The sequence below is a fragment of the Pseudarthrobacter chlorophenolicus genome (assembly GCF_000962805.1).
Classification (GTDB): domain Bacteria; phylum Actinomycetota; class Actinomycetes; order Actinomycetales; family Micrococcaceae; genus Arthrobacter; species Arthrobacter chlorophenolicus_A.
This window is the reverse complement of record NZ_JZTW01000015.1, coordinates 1-17,456: the sequence shown is the minus strand read 5'-3', so window position 1 is coordinate 17,456 and position 17,456 is coordinate 1. Positions and strand designations below refer to the sequence as shown.

Sequence of the window (17,456 nt, the reverse complement as noted above, 5' to 3'; positions counted from 1 at the left end):
CACCCGTGAAAGCCCCCTAGTGGAGGAATTCCCGCCCCGGCACGCCGGGAACCGCCCCCAACGCAAGCACGGTCCGGCTTACCGGGCCGTGCTTGCTGTCGCGCTCTGCACCGCGGCGGTACTGGGAGGCGCCCTGGCCCTGGGCGACCCGCGGATCAGTCAGCTGTTCACCGCAGGTGAGGGTGACGGCGAGGGCCCCGGGCTCTCTCAGGAGAAACCCGAGGGAGGCCGGGAGGATCCCCTCCCCGGATCCGCCGGCGCACCGTCAGCGGCCAGCACGGACGCGCCCCCGCCGGGATACGAGGAGGAATCCGCTCCGCTCGCCGAGCCGGAAGTTCCGGCGGTGGGCAGCGACTCCTACGGCTTCCTGGCGGTCAACGGCGACGGCACCCCCGTGGGCTACTCGCCCTGCCGCCCCCTCCACTACGTGGTGAATGACCAGCTCGCCCCTGCCGGTTCGGACCGGCTCGTCCCGGATGCGATCAGCACCATTTCGGCCGCCACCGGCATCACCTTCGTCTATGACGGCACCACCGGCGAACAGCCTTCACCGCAGCGCGCCGCGTACCAGCCAGCAGCATATGGCGAGCGCTGGGCGCCGCTGCTGATCGCCTGGACCACGCCGGAAGCTTCCCCGGAACTCGCAGGCAAGGTGATCGGCACGGGCGGAAGCACCCACTTCAGTTTCGACGGCGGTCCCAAGACGTTTGTCACCGGCAGCCTGGACCTGGATGCCCCGCAGATCACCGAAGAGCTGCGCCGGCCGGACGGGAGGCTGTACGCCGCTGCGGTCATCCTGCACGAGCTGGGCCATGTGATGGGGCTGGACCATGTGGCGGATCCCGCCCAGCTGATGTACCCGGAAATCGGCGGTTCCGTTGGCGCCTCCGGGAGCCTCGCGGACGGGGACCTCAACGGCCTGTATGAGCTCAGCAAGGCCCAGTGCCGGAAGGACCTCTAGGCCTGTACTTGCAGTGACCCCGCCCGGGGCTTCACAGCGCCCGTCCGTCCTGCAGCACGGCCACTGCCTGGTCCACGGTATCCACCAGGAAAATCCGGTCCTCCATGGCACGGCCCGCCGCAAGCTGCCGGAGCAGCGGCCAGGCGGGGTAGTCGCGGGTCCAGTACTGGGTGCCCACCAGGACCATGGGCGTTACCTTTTCCCGCGCGCCGTAGTAGTTCTCGCAGGCGTCCTGGAAGATTTCCTGGACGGTTCCGGCGGCGCCGGGGAGGAAGATGATGCCGCCCCGGCAGACATCCAGAAGGACGGCCTCGCGGATGGAGTTGGCGAAGTATTTGGCGATGTGCGTGGCAAAGTAGTTGGGCGGCTCATGCCCGTAGAACCAGGTGGGAATGCCCAGCGAGGGTGTCCCGCCGGGATAGCGTTCGACGACGGCTGCCGCGGCGCGTGCCCACGCGGACACGGAAGGGCGGAAGCCGGGGACGGCAGCCAAGAGGCGGAGCGCGGCCTGCAGCCCGCCGTCGTCGTACCCGCCAAGGTAGGCGCCCAGGTTGGCGGCTTCCATGGCGCCCGGCCCGCCGCCGGTGGCCACCGCATGTCCGCCGCTGACCAGCAGCCGCCCCAGCCGCGCGGCCTCAGCGTAGTCCGCGCTCCCCCGTTTCGCCGCGTGCCCTCCCATGACGCCCACCATGCGTTTCCCGGACCAGGGGCCGGCCCGGAGTACCTCGTCCAGCGCATCGCCGATGGCATGGTCGTGCAGGGATGACGCCAGGGTGGATTCCACCCGGTGTTCCCGGCCCGGCTGGATGCTCCAGTGGTAGATCCGGGCATCCGGCAGTTCCTCGTAGGGGGCGCCGGCCAGCCCTTCGTACAGTTCCGCGGGCGAGTAAAGAGCTGAACGGTAAGGATCGAAGGGGACCCCCTGCAGGCGCGGGAAGATCAGGGCACCCCTGCCGCGGAGCCTGCTTTCCATCCCGTCGTCGAACGTGCAGCCCAGGAACAGGGCGCCTTCCACATCCAGCCGGTTGAGCGCCGCCGACCTGCCCCGAAGGTCCAGGGACTGCGCATGCCACCCGTGGGCGCGGACAGCTCCCGCGGTTACCAGCCGGTCAAAGCTCTCCAGGTCCTCGACTTCGAGGCTGCGGGGCGTTGGCCCCAGCTTTCCGGAATGGCTCATGGCTGCCGTCGTCGTCCGCCGCTGGTCATGGGTTCAGCCTAAGCCAGCCAACGCGAACGCGGGGCCGGGGCCCGCCCGCCCGGCTGGTGCCGGAGGGGCTGGGCCCGACCCCGCGATGCTATGCGGTCGGATGCCGGGGTGCGGAGCCTCGGCCGGAGGCTAGGCGGAAACCTTCGCCGGAACCTCACCGTCACGGAAGTGCGCCTCAAGGTCCTCGAGTGAGTGGCCCTTCGTTTCCGGAACGAACTTCGCAACGAAGGCCAGGGACGCAACGTTGACCAGGACGAACAGTCCGAACGTTCCGGTGGAGCCGAGGGCGTTGACCACGATGGGGAACAGGAAGGAAATGGCGGCGTTGACGGTCCACAGGGCGAAGACCGCGATTCCCATGGCGAAGCCGCGGATGGCCAGGGGGAACATCTCGGAGAGCAGGAGCCAGACGCAGGTGCCGATGAAGCACTGGACAAAGGCCACGAACAACATCATGGCTGCCAGGATGGTGTAGCTGGCCAGGTCGGACTGGGGCAGGAGGAACACGATGGCCAGCAGGGCCTGAGAGCCCACCACGCCGGAGAATCCGATGATCAGCATTTTCCGGCGGCCCACGAAACCGAGCAGCCAGATGCCCAGGATGGTCATCAACACCGAGGTGACGCCCACGCCGATGGTGGCCACCAGCGAGGCGCTGACGCCAAGCCCGCTCTTTTCGAGGATGGTGGGTGCGTAGTAGTTGACGGTGTTGATGCCTGTTGCCTGCTGGACAGTGGCCAGGCCGATGCCGATCCAGAGCAGGCGGCGCATCCAGGGGTTGTTCTTCAGGTCGCGAAGGGCGTGGTTGCGTTCAGCCTTGGCGGTGCTGGCTGTCCGGGCGATTTCCTCGAATTCGACGGCGGCCTGTTCCGGGGTGCGACTCATGGACAGGACGCGGCGGGTGTCCTCGAGCCGGCCGCGGATGGCATACCAGCGCGGTGACTCGGGGAGCATGAGCATCCCGGCCAGCAGGGCCAACGCCGGCAGCGAGGCGATGCCCAGCATGGTGCGCCACACTTCAGTGTCGTGGATCAGCGCGTCCAGGAGGGCGTTGATGGCGAAGGCCAGCATCTGGCCGGTGACGATCATGAGTTCGTTGATGGTGACCATGCGGCCGCGGAGGTGGGCCGGCGCCATTTCAGCGAGGTATAGCGGGCAAGTAACGGCTGCGGCGCCGACGCCCAGGCCCAGGACGATGCGGGCGGCAACCATGAAGGTGACGTTGGGGGCGATGGCACAGCCAATGGCGCCGACCAGGAACAGCAGCGCGCAGACCAGGAGTGATCCGCGGCGGCCCAGCTTGTCCGCCATCCGCCCGCCGGTCAGAGCGCCGACGGCGGCGCCCGGGAAGAGCAGGGCGCTGACCACCGTGGCTTCCTCCACGGCGGTCATGTTCAGGGAGTCGTTCATGTACAGCAGGGCGCCGGAGATCACGCCGGTGTCGTAGCCGAACAGCAGGCCGCCGAGCGTGGAGATGACGGTCAGGCGGGCCAGGTATCCCCTGCGGGTAGACCCTTGGGCGCTGGGGGAAAATTTCTGCAACAGCATTGTTGCCTCTCAGATTCTTTAGGGACCGAACGGTCTGGAATGTGATGCGTGCCACTAGATTAGAGCGCTCTAATCTTCCGCGTCAAGGGAAAGTCTTAATGTCAGAACAATTTAATTTCCGATCGTATGGAACTGGCGTCGTGCACTCAGCCTTGACCCAACAACCCGGCCTGCTACGATCGAACCAGAAAGTATGTCCTATCAAGAGAACATATGGCGGCAGAGCGGCTGCGTCCCATCCGGGCGGAGCCGGACGCCGCGACTAGAACAGGAACACACCGTGGCGAACAACCTGGGCCTCAGCATCGACCGCTCCTCCCCCGTGCCGCTCTACCACCAGGTGGTCCAGGGCATCGAGGCGGCCATCCACAGCGGCGTACTGGAACCGGGCAGCCGGCTGGACAATGAGATCGACCTCGCGGCGCAGCTGAACCTCTCCCGGCCCACCATGCGCAAGGCCATGGACGAACTGGTGCGCTCAGGCCTGCTGGTACGCAAGCGCGGAGTCGGAACCCAGGTGGTTTCCAGCCAGGTCCGCCGCCCGCTGGAACTCTCCAGCCTCTACGACGACCTCACCAACAACGGCAAGAAGCCCACCACAGAGGTGCTTAGCTTCTCCCACATCGAAGCGGACGACGCCACCCTTGCCGTCCTTCAGCTGCCTGCCGGGTCCAAGGTGTACCACTTCACCCGGTTGCGGAAAGTGGGCGGGAAGCCGTTGGCACTGATGGAGAACTGGGTGCGCGACGACATCGCCTCCATGGACGAAGCGATGCTGTCAGCCGAAGGCCTCTACTCGATTCTCCGCCGCGGCGGCGTCAACTTCCGGCTGGCCACGCAACGGATCGGGGCTGTGACGGCCAACGAGTACCAGGCCTCCATGCTGGACGCGGCCGAAGGTTCGGCCCTGGTCACCATGGAACGCACGGCCGTGGACGACACCGGCCGGCACATCGAAACCGGACACCACGTCTACCGCGGCGATTCCTACAGCTTTGAAATGACACTCGTACAGCGCTAACCGCAAGGAACACACATCATGACCAACTGGGTCTACCCCCTGGGCTCCGCCGCCGACGGCACCTGGGACGTTTCGATCGGAACGTCCGACTCAACCCTCACCGTGGATGGGTGGGCCCACACGGGCCTGAAGGTGGCCACCCTGGCCGCGGGCGCCGTCGTCGAACTTCCCGCCGCGGACGAGGAACGCATTGTGGTACCCCTTAACGGGTCCTTCACCGCCACCGTGGACGGCACCGACTACCCGCTCGCCGGCCGGACCTCGGTCTTCGCCGGCCCCAGCGACGTGCTCTACACCGGCACCGGCCGCGCCGTGACCATAAGCTCGGCCGACGGCGGCCGGGTCGCCGTCGCGACGGCACCCGCCAAAGCCTCGTACCCCACGCGGCTCGTCCCCGCCGCGGACACCCCCGTGGAACTGCGCGGCGCGGGCAATTGCTCGCGCCAGGTCCACAATTTTGGCACCCCGGCCGCGCTGGAAGCGGACCGGTTCATCGTCTGCGAAGTCCTCACCCCTGCCGGGAACTGGTCCTCCTATCCCCCGCACAAGCATGACGAGGAGAAAGACGGCGAAACCCACCTCGAGGAGATCTACTACTTCGAGACCCAGGTGGCCGCCGGATCCGGGGCACCGTCAGACGCGGACGCCATCGGCTACCAGCGGGTTTACGCCTCGGATGAGCGGCCCATCGATGTCTCCGCCGAGGTCCGCACCGGAGACGTCGTCCTGGTCCCCTACGGCTGGCACGGCCCCGCCATGGCCGCCCCGGGATACGACCTGTACTACCTCAACGTCATGGCTGGCCCGGGCCCCGTCCGGGAATGGCTGATCAGCGACGACCCGCATCACGGCTGGGTCCGCCAGACCTGGGACAGCCAGAACATCGACCCCCGCCTGCCGTTCGGGGCCTGACGCAGGGCTGGCCTGCCGGCTGGCATAGTGGAGTCTTGTGAAACAGACTTCCCCTTCGCAGCGGTCCGTAACCATGGAGGATGTGGCGCGCGAGGCCGGAGTCAGCCGGGCGCTGGTGTCCCTGGTGATGCGCGATTCCCCCAAAGTGTCCCCCGCCAAGCGGACGGCGGTACTGGAAAGCGCCGCCGCCCTGGGCTACTCCCCCAACAGGCTGGCCAGCCGGCTGGCCAGCCACCGCACCCACACCCTCGGCGTGCTGTACCTGGACCTGCACAACTCCGTCTTCGCAGACATTCATGACGGCCTCAGCGCGGGGCTGGCCGGCAGCGGCAACCAGGTGATGGTGGCCGTCGGCTCCGCGGATCCGCGCACCGAGCTTGAGGCAGTGCGTTCCTTCGTGGACTTGCGCGTGGACGGGGTGATCCTGGCCGGGTATACCGGAACGTCCGAGGATCTCACGGCGGTCCTGCGCGGGACACCCGGCGTGGTGATCACCCGGGAGTTGGAGGCCGACGGCGTCGATTCGGTTTTGACGGATGACTTCCGTTCCGGCGTACTCGCCGTGGAACACCTTCACGGCCTGGGGCACCGTCGGATTGCCCACGTGGACATCTCCGACTGGCTTCCGTATACCGCCCGCCGCGAAGGCTACCTTCATGCCATGCGGCAGTTCGGGCTGGAGCCCCAGCTGGTGCATAGCGACATGACCGAACGCGGCGGACGCGCGGTGATGGACCAGTTCCTCGACTCGGGGGCGGAGCCGCCCACCGCCATTTTCGCGCATAACGACCTCACGGCCATCGGCGTCATGGAAGCGCTGGCGGGCCGTGGCCTCGCGGTCCCGGGCGATGTGGCCATTGTTGGTTGCGACAACATTGAGTTCGCCGCGTCCCCGCTGATCGGCCTGACGTCCATCGACCAGCACGCCAGGGAACTGGGACTGGTAGCGGCGCAGGCCATGCTTGACCGGATCGCCGGGACCGCCGGACCAGCGGCAACCCGCAAGTTGGAACCGGCGCTGATGGTCCGCCGTTCCTCGGACCCCGCGGCCTGATCCGCGGCTCCCCCGCCTCGATGAGGGAAATGGACCCTGTGCAGGGGCGCCGGTCAAACTTCAGATGGCGCGCCTTTTAAGCTCGCGGTATACGGTCGTCCGTGACACGCTGAACAACTCGGCCAGCTCGGCCTGCGTGTGCTCGCCGGCATCGTGCAGTGTCAAAAGATGCTTTCGCTGCGTCTTGGACAATTTTGGCGGCTTTCCTTTCAACCGCCCCTTTGCCTTTGCAACGGCCATTCCTTCGCGGGTTCGCATCCGGATCAAATCGGCTTCAAACTCGGCCACCATTCCCAGGACGTTGAACAGCAGCCGGCCTACAGGGTCATTCGGATCGTGGGTGCTGCCCCCGAGGCTGAGGACTACCCCTCTGGCCGTCAGTTCGTCGGCGATGTCCCTGGCATCCGAAAGGGACCGCGCCAGCCGATCGAGCTTAGTCACCACGAGGGTATCGCCGGCCCGGCACGCCGCCATCGCTTCACGGAGCCCCGGGCGTACCCGATTGGCTCCGGTCAGTCCGTGATCGACGAAGATCTGCTTCTCATCAACCCCCAGGGCAAGGAGAGCGTTTCGTTGGGCGGTGAGGTCCTGGTGGTTCGTCGAGACCCGGGCATAACCGATCTTCATTCCAGTCATGAGGAACATAGTTGCACTATTCCCCCCGCCAGCGTACATATCACCGTACGGGTCATACGTACGTACCGCTTCGGGCAACGGCGCAGAACCTGCCGGCCGCCGGTTTGAGCACGCTGATCGACCGGCTTACGGGCGATGTTGATTCGGCGATGGTGCGCCCCTTTTGGCCGCAGCCGTCTGGTGCACGAGGGTTAATGTTTGTGCAGGCCGATGTCGCTTTTCCCCGGAGGACCAATGAATGAGTTGCTTTTCACAGCTGAAGAACTGCCAGAGGGGTTCTCTTATCCCCGCGGGCTCCTTCGGCTGGTGGAGCTGGAACTTTTCGAACTGGAGCCGTGGTGGATACTCACAGGCGATCATCTGCGCAAGCTTCAAAATGGGATGCGCAGGCGCTACCCGTCCCGTCATTTGGTGCTGTTCGCAAAACGTCAGGATAACGATGACTGCGCCTGTTTCGACCTGGACACCAAGAAAGTGGCGCTGGTGCATGACTGGGCGTCGCCGGGATGGGAAGCCAGGGGTGATTTTCCTGACTTCAACAGCTGGCTGCACGCCGCCGTCGATGACCTGATTGAGTTTTAGCGAGCGTGGACCTACATGGATTTCAAAGATGATGACAGGGCCCGTGAGATTGGTCTTACGAGACTGAGCAAAGCCGTATCGCGGGCGCTTCGACACGAGCCGTGGCTCTTCGAACTCGAGCTGGACGAGCACGGCTGGACATCCACAGACGGCTTGCTGGAGGCTTTGCGCAGGGAAATACCGGAATGGTCTGACCTAGAGCTGGCAGACCTGCCGATGTTGATTGATTTCGCAGCAAAACCCCGTCACGAGATCCAGGGGCAACGGATTCGTGCACTCTACGGACACAGCACGCCGGGAGCGATTGCCTTGGTGGCTGCTACCCCTCCAGCCGAACTTTTTCATGGCACGTCACCTGAAAGTATCGGGTCGATCTTCAGTGGTGGCCTCCAGCCGATGAGCAGACAGTATGTGCACATGTCAGCAGACGCCGAAACTGCAGTGCGAGTCGGAAGCCGTAAAAGCAAGCATCCCGTGATTCTGACCATCGATACGGTCGCCGCTTTGGCGTCGGACGTTACTTTCTACCGTGGAAGCGACATGGTCTGGCTTGCCAGGCATGTCCCCGCGGAGTTCATCCGCATTCTTCGGGCTGGCTGAATGCACTCCGTGGCTGCTCAAACTTCGTCCGGTTAGGGATCCCCTTGTCGGGCGGCATATCGCCTGTCAGGAACAGATATTGAGAAAGCCTGTGGCGCCGGGACGAGCAAGGAAGGTGACGATGTGGCCATTGTCGTCCCGAAATACAGCCTTTGAACCGGACACGGTCACAACGCCGTCCTGATAGGGGTTTCCCCATCCCGGAGGTGGATTGCCCTGGCCGTCGTCCAATGGTGTTTCGGCAATGAAGAACGTGTCCTCGACGCGCAATTCCTTGATTCCGCAGTGGGTATAGAGCCGGCTTGGCACGCCCGACGCAGCGGGGATCGGTGTTTCCGGGGAGGCTTTGGTCATCGGCGTGGCAGGACCTGCGCACCCACACAGGACAGCCGATAGCGCAAGGGCCAATGATGAGAGTCTGATTTTTTCGGCCATTCGACCGCACCCCAATTCCCGATCAGGCTCAAAGAGTATGCCGCGGGAAAGAGCCCCACAATGCTAAAGCTGATCACGTTTTCCTCACGGCGTCCGGTAAACGAACGGCTAACGGGCGCCTCATGAGGCGGCATCTGCCGGGACTGTATGGTCGGAGCATGAAACATGCGTTCGCGACAACTGGGCTACTTCTGTTGTTGACCCCACTGCTAGCTGGCTGTGTGGGCGACTACTCCGCGTCCGACGACTGCGACGGTCTTGCGAACGAGCTCTCTCCGGTCATCGAGAAGTCCATCGGATCCGCGCCATCCATAAACAGCACTTGGGGCGACGGCGGGATGATGCCATGGTGCCGAATCGAATTCTCGATGAACAACGAGTATGCGCCTGACGATGAGCGCCTCAGCGCGCTGAAATCCGAAGTCGAGGCCGGAATAGCGGACTGGTCAAGCGGCGTCGTCGTGACAATACATAGGGGCACCGACCGCAGTATTGAAGTTCTTTCGCCTGACGATAAGCGCTAAAACAACGCGTCATGCGATGCACTTAGAACCCCCAGGGGAGATCTAGCCCTATCGCTTCCCACAACAGAAGGGCTAGACATCGCCTTCGCCGCGATTTTACCTCTGGGCGGATCATCGGCCGGGGCGAGGGTAGATACTCCGCTCCTATTGGCTGGATATCCGATTGCTGAGGCAGGGTTCGACCCAGCTTTGGGGTCCGTGTTACAGGACGGCTCCCTTCAGCGGTCTGAACAGTTCCTGGATGTCCTCGCCGGCGCGAGTGAGTTCTTCGCCAGCGTCGAGGGTCAGCTTGCCGCGCACAGACCATACGTCGTGAAACTGCGGGTCCTGAAGGTTGAACAGCAACTCCACATGGCTGCCGGTGTGGGTCGCTTCCAGGAGCAGGTCGTGTTCGATTGACTTGTAAGTCCGGGCCCCGTTCCAGCCGCGCCAGTTCTCCAGCAAGCTGGTGAAGAAGCCCGCCAGGTCAGCGAATCCGGACACGTAGGAAGCGGCTACCTCCCGGCGTGCGGTGAGACTCTCCAATTCCACGGTCACCGTCATAGCGAGCACCTGGCCGCAGGGGTCCCGCCGCAGATCCCCGAACGTCAGCCGCTGCGTCCCGCCTATGTCAACCTTGTCCATTGCCATCTTTCTGCTGCAGTTTTTTGGCTTCTTGTTTGGCGAGGACCTCCTGGAAGTGCAGCTCCATCCTGCTTGGCGGCCGCGGGGGCGCCGGAGGGCGCAGCCTGACTCGATGCCAGTCCAGCGTCTCGATCTCGGGGGACGCCTTCAGCGCGTCAATCAGGTCCGTGCCGCCAAATACCCTGGTCCCCATTAGGTCATAGTCAGTCCACACCACCCAGGCCCGGTCTTCAGGCCACCACAGCTCCGGGCTGAACTCCTGAACCCCTGTGGCGAGCATAGAGGAGAGCATGGTCGCGAGATCAAAGGTGAAAACATGCATGGCCTCTTGATCAAGGGAAGAAGTGACGGGCGAGAACCTACCAACCATGCGGGTTGAGCCGGTGTGAGCTGCGAGGATCGGTATGAGGGACTCCAGGTCAGCCTTTCCCAGCGAGCCTTCCGTTGGCCAGAACGAATCGGCGGCATTCATCACCACGGAGTCCGCGTCGTCCTCGTTCGGCAGGGCCGGCCAACAATCCGCCGGTGGAATCTCCAACCCGTTGTCACCGGCGGGCCCCTGCAACGGGACGCCCTTACGGGACGCAACCTCAGCCCACGTGACCCTCAGCCACCCCACCGGGGGATGCGAGTTGAACCCGAAACCGGGTATACCGATCCCATCCTCGGATTCAAGCTCAGCGGGCAGCTCAGCTGGTCGGAAGAACTGGGCGTGCAGGATCCACGTGCTCTCGGTGAATCCATTTGGGAGCGGGCCGTCGACCGGATCCTGAAGGAAACCGACGCCCAACCAGGCCAGCTCAGGACCGGCCACTCCTTCCCAAGACCACCCCTCGGGCAGTACCCGCTGCTCTTCTGATCCCCCCATGGAACGAGCGTACAGCCACGGTTTGTCGGCGACGCGCCGCACGGTAAAGGGTCCTGTTCGTAAGCCCGGGTGAATCGGGGACGCCGCCCGTTCAGGGATCCTCAAGCGGACGTTGGGTAGCGTGACAGACTTCCAGTTAGTTCGCATTAGCTTGCGCGATTATTGGACTGAGGGTGGAACTTACTTGGTGTCGCAGGAACAACGACGAGAGGCAGTGTATGACCTCATCCAGTGGCGGTGCCCGTTGCAGGAGGCCTTGGCTCGACTGTCGACTTTTGAATGGCCATCGCGGGAAGAGCTCGCCACTGTCTTTGCTCGGGATATCGGCCATGCACTTGATGAATTTTGGGCCGGGAAGATTAGTGCAGATGATCTTTGCGCTTGGGCTGAGGAATTGCAAGGCCGAGAAGATATTGCACTGCATCCCGAGGATCGCGATTTCTTGGCGGATGCACTCTTTCAGCTTTCCACGCCCGAGATTTGTGGTCCCGCTGATGAGGTGGCCGTTGCCCTAAGGCTGCGGCTGACCTAACCCCCACGCCCTCAGAGCAGAGAACCAGGGCGTTCGATGGAGGATCCTCTATCGGAGAAGAGTCGTCAGTCATTGTCTGCGGAGTAGGGTGCAGTTATGGACGAGAGCGTAGGAATCGTTGAGCCCCTCGACCCCCATCCCAGTGTCATCGTTCGATTCATACAATCGGCCGCCGAGCAGGGTTGGCCTTCGAATACTGGCCAATTCCATGAGTTCTTTGAGCATCTTGGGTGCGAGCTCGAAGTCGTCGATGATCCGGCTGGGACGGAACTGCCCGCCTTGACTCGAGGATTCTTTACGAGAATAGACATGCGGACCGAGGGTGCGTCGTGGGTCGCTCTGGATGGGTCCCTCTTTAGCGTCAACCTCTTTGCCTATCAGCATGAACGGGATGTGACCGCTGCCGTTGTTGCCGGTTATGCGGGCGTGAGGGCCGGTCTCATTGGTTTGTTTGGCCAGTCGTCCGATGAGCAGACCGACCCACGTGGTAATCGGGCAGCTATGTGGACGACCCAGGACGCTCTGATTGAGTTGTACGCGCATGTGGCAGAGGCTCCTGTGCTGCAGGTTGGCATCAGTCATAGAGAACGCAATGCGACCTACGAACTTCTATCAGCGCACACCGCCTTCAAGCCGAAGCCGTGATATGCCCCTGCACCTCGCGACAGTGTCCGCTGAAGGATCCACTATCGGGCACTAGGCCGTCTGCTGAGCCATCCCTTTTCGAACGCTGGGGTGTGGCGGTTAGCTCCGGGTCGTGAACTGGACCTGGATTCGTTTGAGCTCAGCGCGTGGAAGTACTGCGGTCACGACGCCGCCGCCTGCCAGATGGGCTCCGATGCCGTACACGAACGGGTCCGTATCGACCTCCGCACCGGGCATATCGACTCCGTTGATGACGGTCCTGGCCTGGCTGTTGACCATCCGGCCGGTTACGGCGGGTGCGTGCTGGTCCCACGGGTTGCTGCCCGGCCAGAGCTCTTGCCGATATTGGTTCATGAGGATGTGGTTGACATGGTCAACCAACAGGCTTCGAACCGAAGAACGCTCGGAGGATCGCGGTGCCAGGTGGTTCGCACGGCCTCCTCAAGTTGCGGGTAACGCAAGCGCTCCACGTACTCGATCAGCCAAGGGGGCCGCGGCCATGGCGGAACTTCCTCGATCGATCTGCGTGTCTTCTCGTTGAGGTCCGCGAGGTTTACCGGGTCTGAGCGGTCATCCGGGTTTCGCCAGAGCGTATAGGTGATGCTCGCCCTCATCTCGTTGTACCCACGATCATCTTGGCCACAGGTCACACCAACGCTGTCGGTGTCCTCCAACGATGGTTGAGGCGCGAGGCCCATCACCGGAATGGGCATCAGCTTCAGGCGCTCGGCCCATCCGGCCCGCGGGTCAGGAGCGTCTAAAGGAAGAATTCCGGCCACCCGCATACCTCGACTATGAACCACACGAGAGTGCCTGTAAACGGGAATGAGACTCGGGCCCCGAATGTCCCGGTAAAGGATCCCCAAAGGGACGACTTTGAGTATTGTCCGTTTCCGCGAGGTGCTAAGCATGGTCTGATGGACGGATGAAGAACTGGGTTTGGGGCGTAACAGGAGTGGCTACGTTATGTATGGCTTTAGCGCTGATTGCAGTGGGTTTCCTTCAGCCTGGAGTCACATGCGCTGAAGACGATAGTTCCGCCGGCTGCCCGTCGACGCCTGTTCATGCAGTAATGCTGGGATCGGGAACTGTTCTACTTCCAGCGGGTATCTTGTTTTTGATTCGATCAGGTAAGCAAGAACGCCTGGCACTGGATTTGGTATCTCCGTTCAAGTAGCGGACTGTTCAAGGTCGCCACGAGTGGCACGATGATGGATAGGAAGTGGAACGGTTTGTACTCGTGATCGCGTACCCGACAGGAGGCCCTTGACGAAAGCTCAGGTCCGGTCCGGTCCGTGAAAGAATGGGGTGATGTGGACGGAGACTAGCGGGATTATCGGTGTGGGCTACGAGGGCCACGATATTTCGTCGTTCATTCATCATCTTCAGCCGTGGAAGGTTGACGTACTGGTAGACGTGCGCCTGAATGCTATCTCTCGGAAAAAGGGGTTCTCAAAAACCGCGCTTTCTGCTGCCTTGGCTGATGCTGGCATTCGTTACGAGCATCTTCCTGTCCTCGGCAATCCTAAAGATAACCGTGACGGGTTCTGGGCTCCTGGTACGAAAGCCGCGGGGTTTGCCCATGAACGGTATCGAGAGTTGCTGCTCGCTGACTCAGCTCACGCTGCGATCCACTATCTGGCGCAGCTCGCGGCGACCGAACATGTGGCTCTTCTGTGCTTTGAAGCATCGGAGGCTTGCTGCCATCGTCGACTGGTGCTTGAGGCCGTTTCGGCCGAAGCTTCAGCTCTGTCTCGCACCTAGTTCAGCGACTGGGATCTGTAGACCCCTATGACGCTGAACGCTAGGGGGTGCTTCAACTGATTCCCGACGAAAAACAGTGGGCGACGATCGGGCGCGCACATCTGCGTGAAGAATTTCTTGCGGATCTCGAACATGGCAGTGGCGTCATCGCGGTCCTTCAGTCGTCGCTCCAGCGCGACAAGCTCCCAGTCAAGCAATCCCTGGACGTGCCCCTTGCAAGTCTTGTCTTCACAGAGGTACAAATATTTTCCTTCGAACCGAGGTGCCTCGAGCAGCTGCACTTTGGGGGCATCTCCAAATAGATCTTCCTGGCCAAGGTTCACTTTGAGCTTTTGTGCCTGTTCCGGAGTCCAGCCTGGGTGAAGGGTTAGCTTGAAGTCTCGAACCTCACGAGGGCGTATCACCGCCAGCGAGGGGAACTCCTTGCCGGCCCTTTGCGCCTTGAGTATTCCGCACATGGTCCATTGCGACGAAAGCGGCGATACGTATCGATGGCGCGGTTTCCACGGATCCAAATGAGCGACAGCTTCTATCGTGGACCGATCTGGAATGTAGCTTTCGCTTCTCGGATCCTTTGACGCCGGTTTCACCTGCAGCCGGATCAAGTCGTATTTTGTGAATTGGAGATATTCCTCCATGGAGCGGAAGGGTATGGGGTAGAGCCGTATCCACTCCGGGCCGCTCTCCCTCATTCGGATGCCTGCCACACAGACGGTGTCGCCATAGGCGGCCGAGGGTTGGGGAGCGGCCTTCACCACCACAAGAACCTCCGTGCTCTCCCAACGACTACCTGCCTCCTTCGGATAGCAGCTACGTCCGTCTCCATCGAGCGGCAACAGATCAAACATTTAGTCCCCCAGTCGTGTTTCGATAATTATGCACGGACCGATGGGGAAATATTTGATTCTAAAACCCGGTTCGCGGACCTTAATCGGCTGTGCAATTTCGAGAACTGATATCAAGTTGCTTTCTCGAAGGACTGGCACGTCCTGCAGCTCTCGATTGAGATCGTTCACGTAATTCTCTCGTTTCCGAGAGCGATAGAGGGTAGCAGTCCTGCTACCCAACAAATCTTCCGAGTGTCACTCCCCTAGGATTGGCCAATGGTGTCCTCAATCTTTCCTTCTCGCCTGCGCGGCTTGATAGCCCAAGCGTTGGGTTCCAGCTCCCGAATCACGCGGTCTGAGATAGATACTCTTTGGACGGGCTTCGGAGACGGTGGCTATCCCCCAGGCGATAACAAACTCGACAAGGCCAACGCGCTGGTTAGGCACATCGGTCAGAGTCTCAATGCAGATGATCTGTTCCTAGACCTGCTCAACCATGTTTATTACACCTCCGGCGAAGGCAACCGCAGGCGACAAGATGCCGAAGCCTTCAAGCCACTGCTCGTGGAGCTTCTCAGGCGGGGCTTCACCATCGATGAAGACGAGGGACTCCAGAAGCCCAGTGGCGTAAAACACAGGGCATCCGCCCATGTACCCGGACGCGAAGTACCCTCGACAGATAGGACAGTAGCAATGGAAAAAATAGGCGACGGCCGCTCAGTGTTCATCGTTCACGGTCGCAACACCCAAGCCAAAGACGAGATGATCAAATTCCTTCGCCACCTTGACGCCAAGCCGATCACCTGGACGCAGGCCGCGTCCGATACCGGGAAGGCTTCGCCTACCACGATGGAAATCATTAATGCCGGTATGGCCAAGGCTCAAGCGATCGTCGTCATTTTTACACCCGATGACGAAGCTCAACTCAAGCCTGCATTCGTCAAAGACGACGATGGCCTCCACGAGACCCAGTTGACCGGTCAGGCCCGGGACATTTCCGACGTTGCTGGAATCAACTGGATAGATCTAGGTGACGCATGGGAAAACCGCGAACGACTCAGGGGAGCCCTGGTTAACGCCAACGTGACGCTTGAATCTAACCGGGACCTCGTGTCCCCAGATGCCGGCACTTTCACCGGCATAGCTCTCGGATAACCATAGGCACGCCGGCGAGAATGGGCCCGCCGTACAGAGGACTTCTGTGGGGATGTTGCTATTCACTGCCATGGCGTATCCCTGCCTGGACGAGCTTATCCATCCTCAGCCCTGCCCAGTGGTCTTGATCGTCTGCGCTGTTTCGGCTCTGACGTGCGTTCGATGCTTGAGTGGGTAGGCTCGCGGCATGGCGTGCTCCCATATTCCTCTGGCTAGGTTCGGCAATGGCATGATCCAAAAGCCCACAGAACTGGGGAAATGATGACCACCGGACGATGGGGACTACTCATCGTTGCAGTGGTATTCCTGATCGTCTCCACAGTTGTCGCCGTTCAAGGATCCACGGGTCTCTGGTTCACAGCAGCGGCCATGGGCATCCTGATCTTTGCTATCTTGCGTGCAGAACTCAAGGCAGGCAGCGTTCCCCGGACAGCAAAAGGTAGAACCGTTCCAGAGGCTTTCGCATAACCGGAGCACCATCCTGATGCCCCGGCATGGCGTGGTGCAGCCGGCCAGCTCTGGGTGCCTCACCTGGCTCTAAGGAATCTGGCCGGCGCCCGGTCAGGGATCCCTCAGCGGACGGTCTCACTATGAGGGTTGCGGCCCATTGATTGCTTATCGACGCTCGTAAGCGTGCTTGATGGAGTAGCTTAACCCTTGGCGACCTCAAGTGGTCCTGCACTTAGAAATGGGAAATGAAGCTCATCGATCTGTTCCACCAAGACGTTCCAGGACTGCCCGGGAAGGCCGACGAGAATCCATTTTTTGTCGAGGAAGCCTTCGAAGAAGCCCAGATCCTCGATGTGCGGGTTGACGCTCTGCGTCTGGTGATTGGTGTTCTGTTTGAACTTCGATCAGGGATACTGCCCATGTATGTGGGCGACGAATCGATCAATTGTGGCGCTCTGATCCTGCGCCGGGCCACGGATCTTCACTGGACGAGCGATCTAACTGCCAAGGAAGGCAACTATGCGTGGCCGGTCTATAGGGTCTTGACCCAGCTTGACGGCGGCCGCCTTGAACTTGGTCTCGAGATGGGCGTCATTGAAGGTATGAGGCTCAATTTATCCGCGCTGAAAGCCGAGTTCTATGCGGGCGTCATTCCCGCGTTAGCGAACGACGTCCCGGATTACCCCGAACACAAGAACGTCACCGGCCTTGTAGCGGGATGGGATATGGAGTTTGTACCCACGTTGGGATGGTACGTAGACGCAACGAAATAGACCGCTCTTCGCCTCATCACGTTCAACATGCCCGAATTGCGCGCCCGTAAGCCGATCCTCCACCGGGCGCTTATTGGGATGATTGGCGAGTCGTTAAGGAGGTCAGGGCCGCAGTGGGCTCCACGTCGTAGCCCGTTGCCCGGTTGCCGGACCAGTTGAGCCCGACACGTATCCCGTCTCGTTCCAGGCCGGGCAGCCACTTTGCTTGCCACTCACTGAGAGGGATCATGACTTTTTCGAAGCCGGAATAATTTGTTGACGCCAGCCGAAAATAGGGCCAAATACGCCAACTGAAAATGAGGCCACTGACCATTATGGAAGGTGATCACATTGGATGT

General features: G+C 61.7%; 22 protein-coding genes. 13 read left to right on the top strand and 9 right to left on the bottom strand.

What is annotated here, in order from left to right; genetic code table 11:
- Positions 1–19 precede the first annotated feature (19 nt).
- Positions 20–961, top strand: a complete 942-nt coding sequence (locus UC32_RS14840; RefSeq protein ID WP_045731965.1) for a matrixin family metalloprotease — start codon at positions 20–22, stop codon at positions 959–961.
- Positions 962–992: 31 nt separating this feature from the next.
- On the opposite strand, the gene UC32_RS14835 is transcribed toward UC32_RS14840, so the two are convergent.
- Both UC32_RS14835 and UC32_RS14830 read right to left on the bottom strand, forming a co-directional pair.
- Positions 993–2,138, bottom strand: a complete 1,146-nt coding sequence (locus UC32_RS14835) for an LOG family protein (protein WP_045731964.1) — start codon at positions 2,136–2,138, stop codon at positions 993–995.
- 159 nt (positions 2,139–2,297) lie between these two features.
- Complete coding sequence (locus UC32_RS14830; RefSeq protein ID WP_045731963.1) at positions 2,298–3,716, bottom strand: sugar porter family MFS transporter; 1,419 nt, start codon at positions 3,714–3,716, stop codon at positions 2,298–2,300.
- 280 nt (positions 3,717–3,996) lie between these two features.
- Between UC32_RS14830 and UC32_RS14825 the strand changes: the two genes are divergently transcribed.
- From UC32_RS14825 to UC32_RS14815, 3 genes are read left to right on the top strand one after another with little or no spacing between them, the layout of a single operon-like run.
- Positions 3,997–4,737 carry a GntR family transcriptional regulator gene (locus tag UC32_RS14825; protein WP_045731962.1) on the top strand — a complete coding sequence of 247 codons (741 nt, stop codon included), beginning with the start codon at positions 3,997–3,999 and terminating at the stop codon, positions 4,735–4,737.
- A gap of 18 nt (positions 4,738–4,755) precedes the next feature.
- Complete coding sequence (iolB, locus tag UC32_RS14820) at positions 4,756–5,649, top strand: 5-deoxy-glucuronate isomerase (RefSeq protein ID WP_045731961.1); 894 nt, start codon at positions 4,756–4,758, stop codon at positions 5,647–5,649.
- A 37-nt stretch (positions 5,650–5,686) separates the two neighbouring features.
- Complete coding sequence (locus tag UC32_RS14815; RefSeq protein ID WP_152642632.1) at positions 5,687–6,703, top strand: LacI family DNA-binding transcriptional regulator; 1,017 nt, start codon at positions 5,687–5,689, stop codon at positions 6,701–6,703.
- Between the two features lie 60 nt (positions 6,704–6,763).
- On the opposite strand, the gene UC32_RS14810 is transcribed toward UC32_RS14815, so the two are convergent.
- Positions 6,764–7,339 carry a recombinase family protein gene (locus UC32_RS14810; protein WP_200896400.1) on the bottom strand — a complete coding sequence of 192 codons (576 nt, stop codon included), beginning with the start codon at positions 7,337–7,339 and terminating at the stop codon, positions 6,764–6,766.
- Between the two features lie 234 nt (positions 7,340–7,573).
- On the opposite strand from UC32_RS14810, the gene UC32_RS14805 reads away from it, so the two are divergent.
- Both UC32_RS14805 and UC32_RS14800 read left to right on the top strand, forming a co-directional pair.
- Complete coding sequence (locus UC32_RS14805; RefSeq protein ID WP_082072144.1) at positions 7,574–7,921, top strand: hypothetical protein; 348 nt, start codon at positions 7,574–7,576, stop codon at positions 7,919–7,921.
- A gap of 15 nt (positions 7,922–7,936) precedes the next feature.
- Entirely contained in the window at positions 7,937–8,521 is a 585-nt protein-coding gene (locus UC32_RS14800) for an RNA 2'-phosphotransferase (protein WP_045731959.1), read from the top strand.
- A gap of 66 nt (positions 8,522–8,587) precedes the next feature.
- Here the strand turns inward: UC32_RS14800 and UC32_RS20405 are convergent, their stop codons facing one another.
- A complete protein-coding gene (locus UC32_RS20405) occupies positions 8,588–8,875 on the bottom strand; it encodes a hypothetical protein (protein WP_152642631.1) in 288 nt (95 codons plus the stop codon).
- A gap of 239 nt (positions 8,876–9,114) precedes the next feature.
- Between UC32_RS20405 and UC32_RS14795 the strand changes: the two genes are divergently transcribed.
- Positions 9,115–9,480: a hypothetical protein gene (locus UC32_RS14795; RefSeq protein ID WP_045731958.1), complete on the top strand. Its 366-nt coding sequence runs from the start codon at positions 9,115–9,117 to the stop codon at positions 9,478–9,480.
- A gap of 201 nt (positions 9,481–9,681) precedes the next feature.
- Here the strand turns inward: UC32_RS14795 and UC32_RS14790 are convergent, their stop codons facing one another.
- Both UC32_RS14790 and UC32_RS14785 read right to left on the bottom strand, forming a co-directional pair.
- Positions 9,682–10,104: a DUF6228 family protein gene (locus tag UC32_RS14790; protein ID WP_052690598.1), complete on the bottom strand. Its 423-nt coding sequence runs from the start codon at positions 10,102–10,104 to the stop codon at positions 9,682–9,684.
- Positions 10,091–10,669 carry a hypothetical protein gene (locus tag UC32_RS14785; protein ID WP_152642630.1) on the bottom strand — a complete coding sequence of 193 codons (579 nt, stop codon included), beginning with the start codon at positions 10,667–10,669 and terminating at the stop codon, positions 10,091–10,093. The genes UC32_RS14790 and UC32_RS14785 overlap by 14 nt, the downstream gene beginning before the upstream one ends.
- Before the next feature lie 60 nt (positions 10,670–10,729).
- On the opposite strand from UC32_RS14785, the gene UC32_RS20600 reads away from it, so the two are divergent.
- The 3 genes from UC32_RS20600 (at position 10,730) to UC32_RS14775 (ending at position 12,149) form a co-directional block, all read left to right on the top strand.
- The gene (locus UC32_RS20600) at positions 10,730–10,963 is read left to right on the top strand and encodes a hypothetical protein (protein WP_152642629.1); all 234 of its coding nucleotides are present in this window, start codon (positions 10,730–10,732) and stop codon (positions 10,961–10,963) included.
- Between the two features lie 130 nt (positions 10,964–11,093).
- The gene (locus UC32_RS14780) at positions 11,094–11,504 is read left to right on the top strand and encodes a hypothetical protein (protein ID WP_152642628.1); all 411 of its coding nucleotides are present in this window, start codon (positions 11,094–11,096) and stop codon (positions 11,502–11,504) included.
- A 96-nt stretch (positions 11,505–11,600) separates the two neighbouring features.
- Positions 11,601–12,149: a hypothetical protein gene (locus UC32_RS14775; RefSeq protein WP_045731955.1), complete on the top strand. Its 549-nt coding sequence runs from the start codon at positions 11,601–11,603 to the stop codon at positions 12,147–12,149.
- Positions 12,150–12,248: 99 nt separating this feature from the next.
- Here UC32_RS14775 and UC32_RS20995 read toward each other — a convergent pair whose 3' ends face one another.
- Positions 12,249–12,503: a hypothetical protein gene (locus UC32_RS20995; protein ID WP_235423677.1), complete on the bottom strand. Its 255-nt coding sequence runs from the start codon at positions 12,501–12,503 to the stop codon at positions 12,249–12,251.
- Between the two features lie 957 nt (positions 12,504–13,460).
- On the opposite strand from UC32_RS20995, the gene UC32_RS14765 reads away from it, so the two are divergent.
- Entirely contained in the window at positions 13,461–13,913 is a 453-nt protein-coding gene (locus UC32_RS14765) for a DUF488 domain-containing protein (protein ID WP_045731954.1), read from the top strand.
- Here the strand turns inward: UC32_RS14765 and UC32_RS14760 are convergent.
- On the bottom strand, positions 13,910–14,761 hold the full coding sequence (locus UC32_RS14760; protein WP_045731953.1) for a hypothetical protein: 852 nt from the start codon (positions 14,759–14,761) through the stop codon (positions 13,910–13,912). The two genes, UC32_RS14765 and UC32_RS14760, sit on opposite strands and share 4 nt — an antisense overlap.
- Positions 14,762–15,016: 255 nt before the next feature.
- Here UC32_RS14760 and UC32_RS20400 point away from each other — a divergent pair, with 255 nt between their 5' ends.
- Together UC32_RS20400 and UC32_RS14750 are read left to right on the top strand one after the other, a co-directional pair.
- Positions 15,017–15,895 carry a TIR domain-containing protein gene (locus tag UC32_RS20400; RefSeq protein ID WP_082072140.1) on the top strand — a complete coding sequence of 293 codons (879 nt, stop codon included), beginning with the start codon at positions 15,017–15,019 and terminating at the stop codon, positions 15,893–15,895.
- Positions 15,896–16,590: 695 nt separating this feature from the next.
- On the top strand, positions 16,591–17,118 hold the full coding sequence (locus tag UC32_RS14750) for a hypothetical protein (protein ID WP_045731952.1): 528 nt from the start codon (positions 16,591–16,593) through the stop codon (positions 17,116–17,118).
- 70 nt (positions 17,119–17,188) lie between these two features.
- On the opposite strand, the gene UC32_RS21180 is transcribed toward UC32_RS14750, so the two are convergent.
- Complete coding sequence (locus UC32_RS21180; protein ID WP_082072138.1) at positions 17,189–17,431, bottom strand: DUF2750 domain-containing protein; 243 nt, start codon at positions 17,429–17,431, stop codon at positions 17,189–17,191.
- Positions 17,432–17,456 lie beyond the last annotated feature (25 nt).

Excerpts from the sequence above, each read along its gene's own strand:
- UC32_RS21180 (WP_082072138.1), bottom strand. The coding sequence starts at position 17,431 with ATGGTCAGTGGCCTCATTTTCAGTTGGCGTATTTGGCCCTATTTTCGG.
- UC32_RS20995 (WP_235423677.1), bottom strand. The coding sequence starts at position 12,503 with ATGAACCAATATCGGCAAGAGCTCTGGCCGGGCAGCAACCCGTGGGAC.
- iolB (WP_045731961.1), top strand. The coding sequence starts at position 4,756 with ATGACCAACTGGGTCTACCCCCTGGGCTCCGCCGCCGACGGCACCTGG.
- UC32_RS14805 (WP_082072144.1), top strand. The coding sequence starts at position 7,574 with ATGAATGAGTTGCTTTTCACAGCTGAAGAACTGCCAGAGGGGTTCTCT.
- UC32_RS14765 (WP_045731954.1), top strand. The coding sequence starts at position 13,461 with ATGTGGACGGAGACTAGCGGGATTATCGGTGTGGGCTACGAGGGCCAC.
- UC32_RS20405 (WP_152642631.1), bottom strand. The coding sequence starts at position 8,875 with ATGACCAAAGCCTCCCCGGAAACACCGATCCCCGCTGCGTCGGGCGTG.
- UC32_RS14810 (WP_200896400.1), bottom strand. The coding sequence starts at position 7,339 with ATGACTGGAATGAAGATCGGTTATGCCCGGGTCTCGACGAACCACCAG.
- UC32_RS14800 (WP_045731959.1), top strand. The coding sequence starts at position 7,937 with ATGGATTTCAAAGATGATGACAGGGCCCGTGAGATTGGTCTTACGAGA.
- UC32_RS20600 (WP_152642629.1), top strand. The coding sequence starts at position 10,730 with ATGCGAGTTGAACCCGAAACCGGGTATACCGATCCCATCCTCGGATTC.
- UC32_RS14795 (WP_045731958.1), top strand. The coding sequence starts at position 9,115 with ATGAAACATGCGTTCGCGACAACTGGGCTACTTCTGTTGTTGACCCCA.
- UC32_RS14750 (WP_045731952.1), top strand. The coding sequence starts at position 16,591 with ATGAAGCTCATCGATCTGTTCCACCAAGACGTTCCAGGACTGCCCGGG.
- UC32_RS14830 (WP_045731963.1), bottom strand. The coding sequence starts at position 3,716 with ATGCTGTTGCAGAAATTTTCCCCCAGCGCCCAAGGGTCTACCCGCAGG.
- UC32_RS14790 (WP_052690598.1), bottom strand. The coding sequence starts at position 10,104 with ATGGACAAGGTTGACATAGGCGGGACGCAGCGGCTGACGTTCGGGGAT.
- UC32_RS14760 (WP_045731953.1), bottom strand. The coding sequence starts at position 14,761 with ATGTTTGATCTGTTGCCGCTCGATGGAGACGGACGTAGCTGCTATCCG.
- UC32_RS14835 (WP_045731964.1), bottom strand. The coding sequence starts at position 2,138 with ATGAGCCATTCCGGAAAGCTGGGGCCAACGCCCCGCAGCCTCGAAGTC.
- UC32_RS20400 (WP_082072140.1), top strand. The coding sequence starts at position 15,017 with ATGGTGTCCTCAATCTTTCCTTCTCGCCTGCGCGGCTTGATAGCCCAA.
- UC32_RS14775 (WP_045731955.1), top strand. The coding sequence starts at position 11,601 with ATGGACGAGAGCGTAGGAATCGTTGAGCCCCTCGACCCCCATCCCAGT.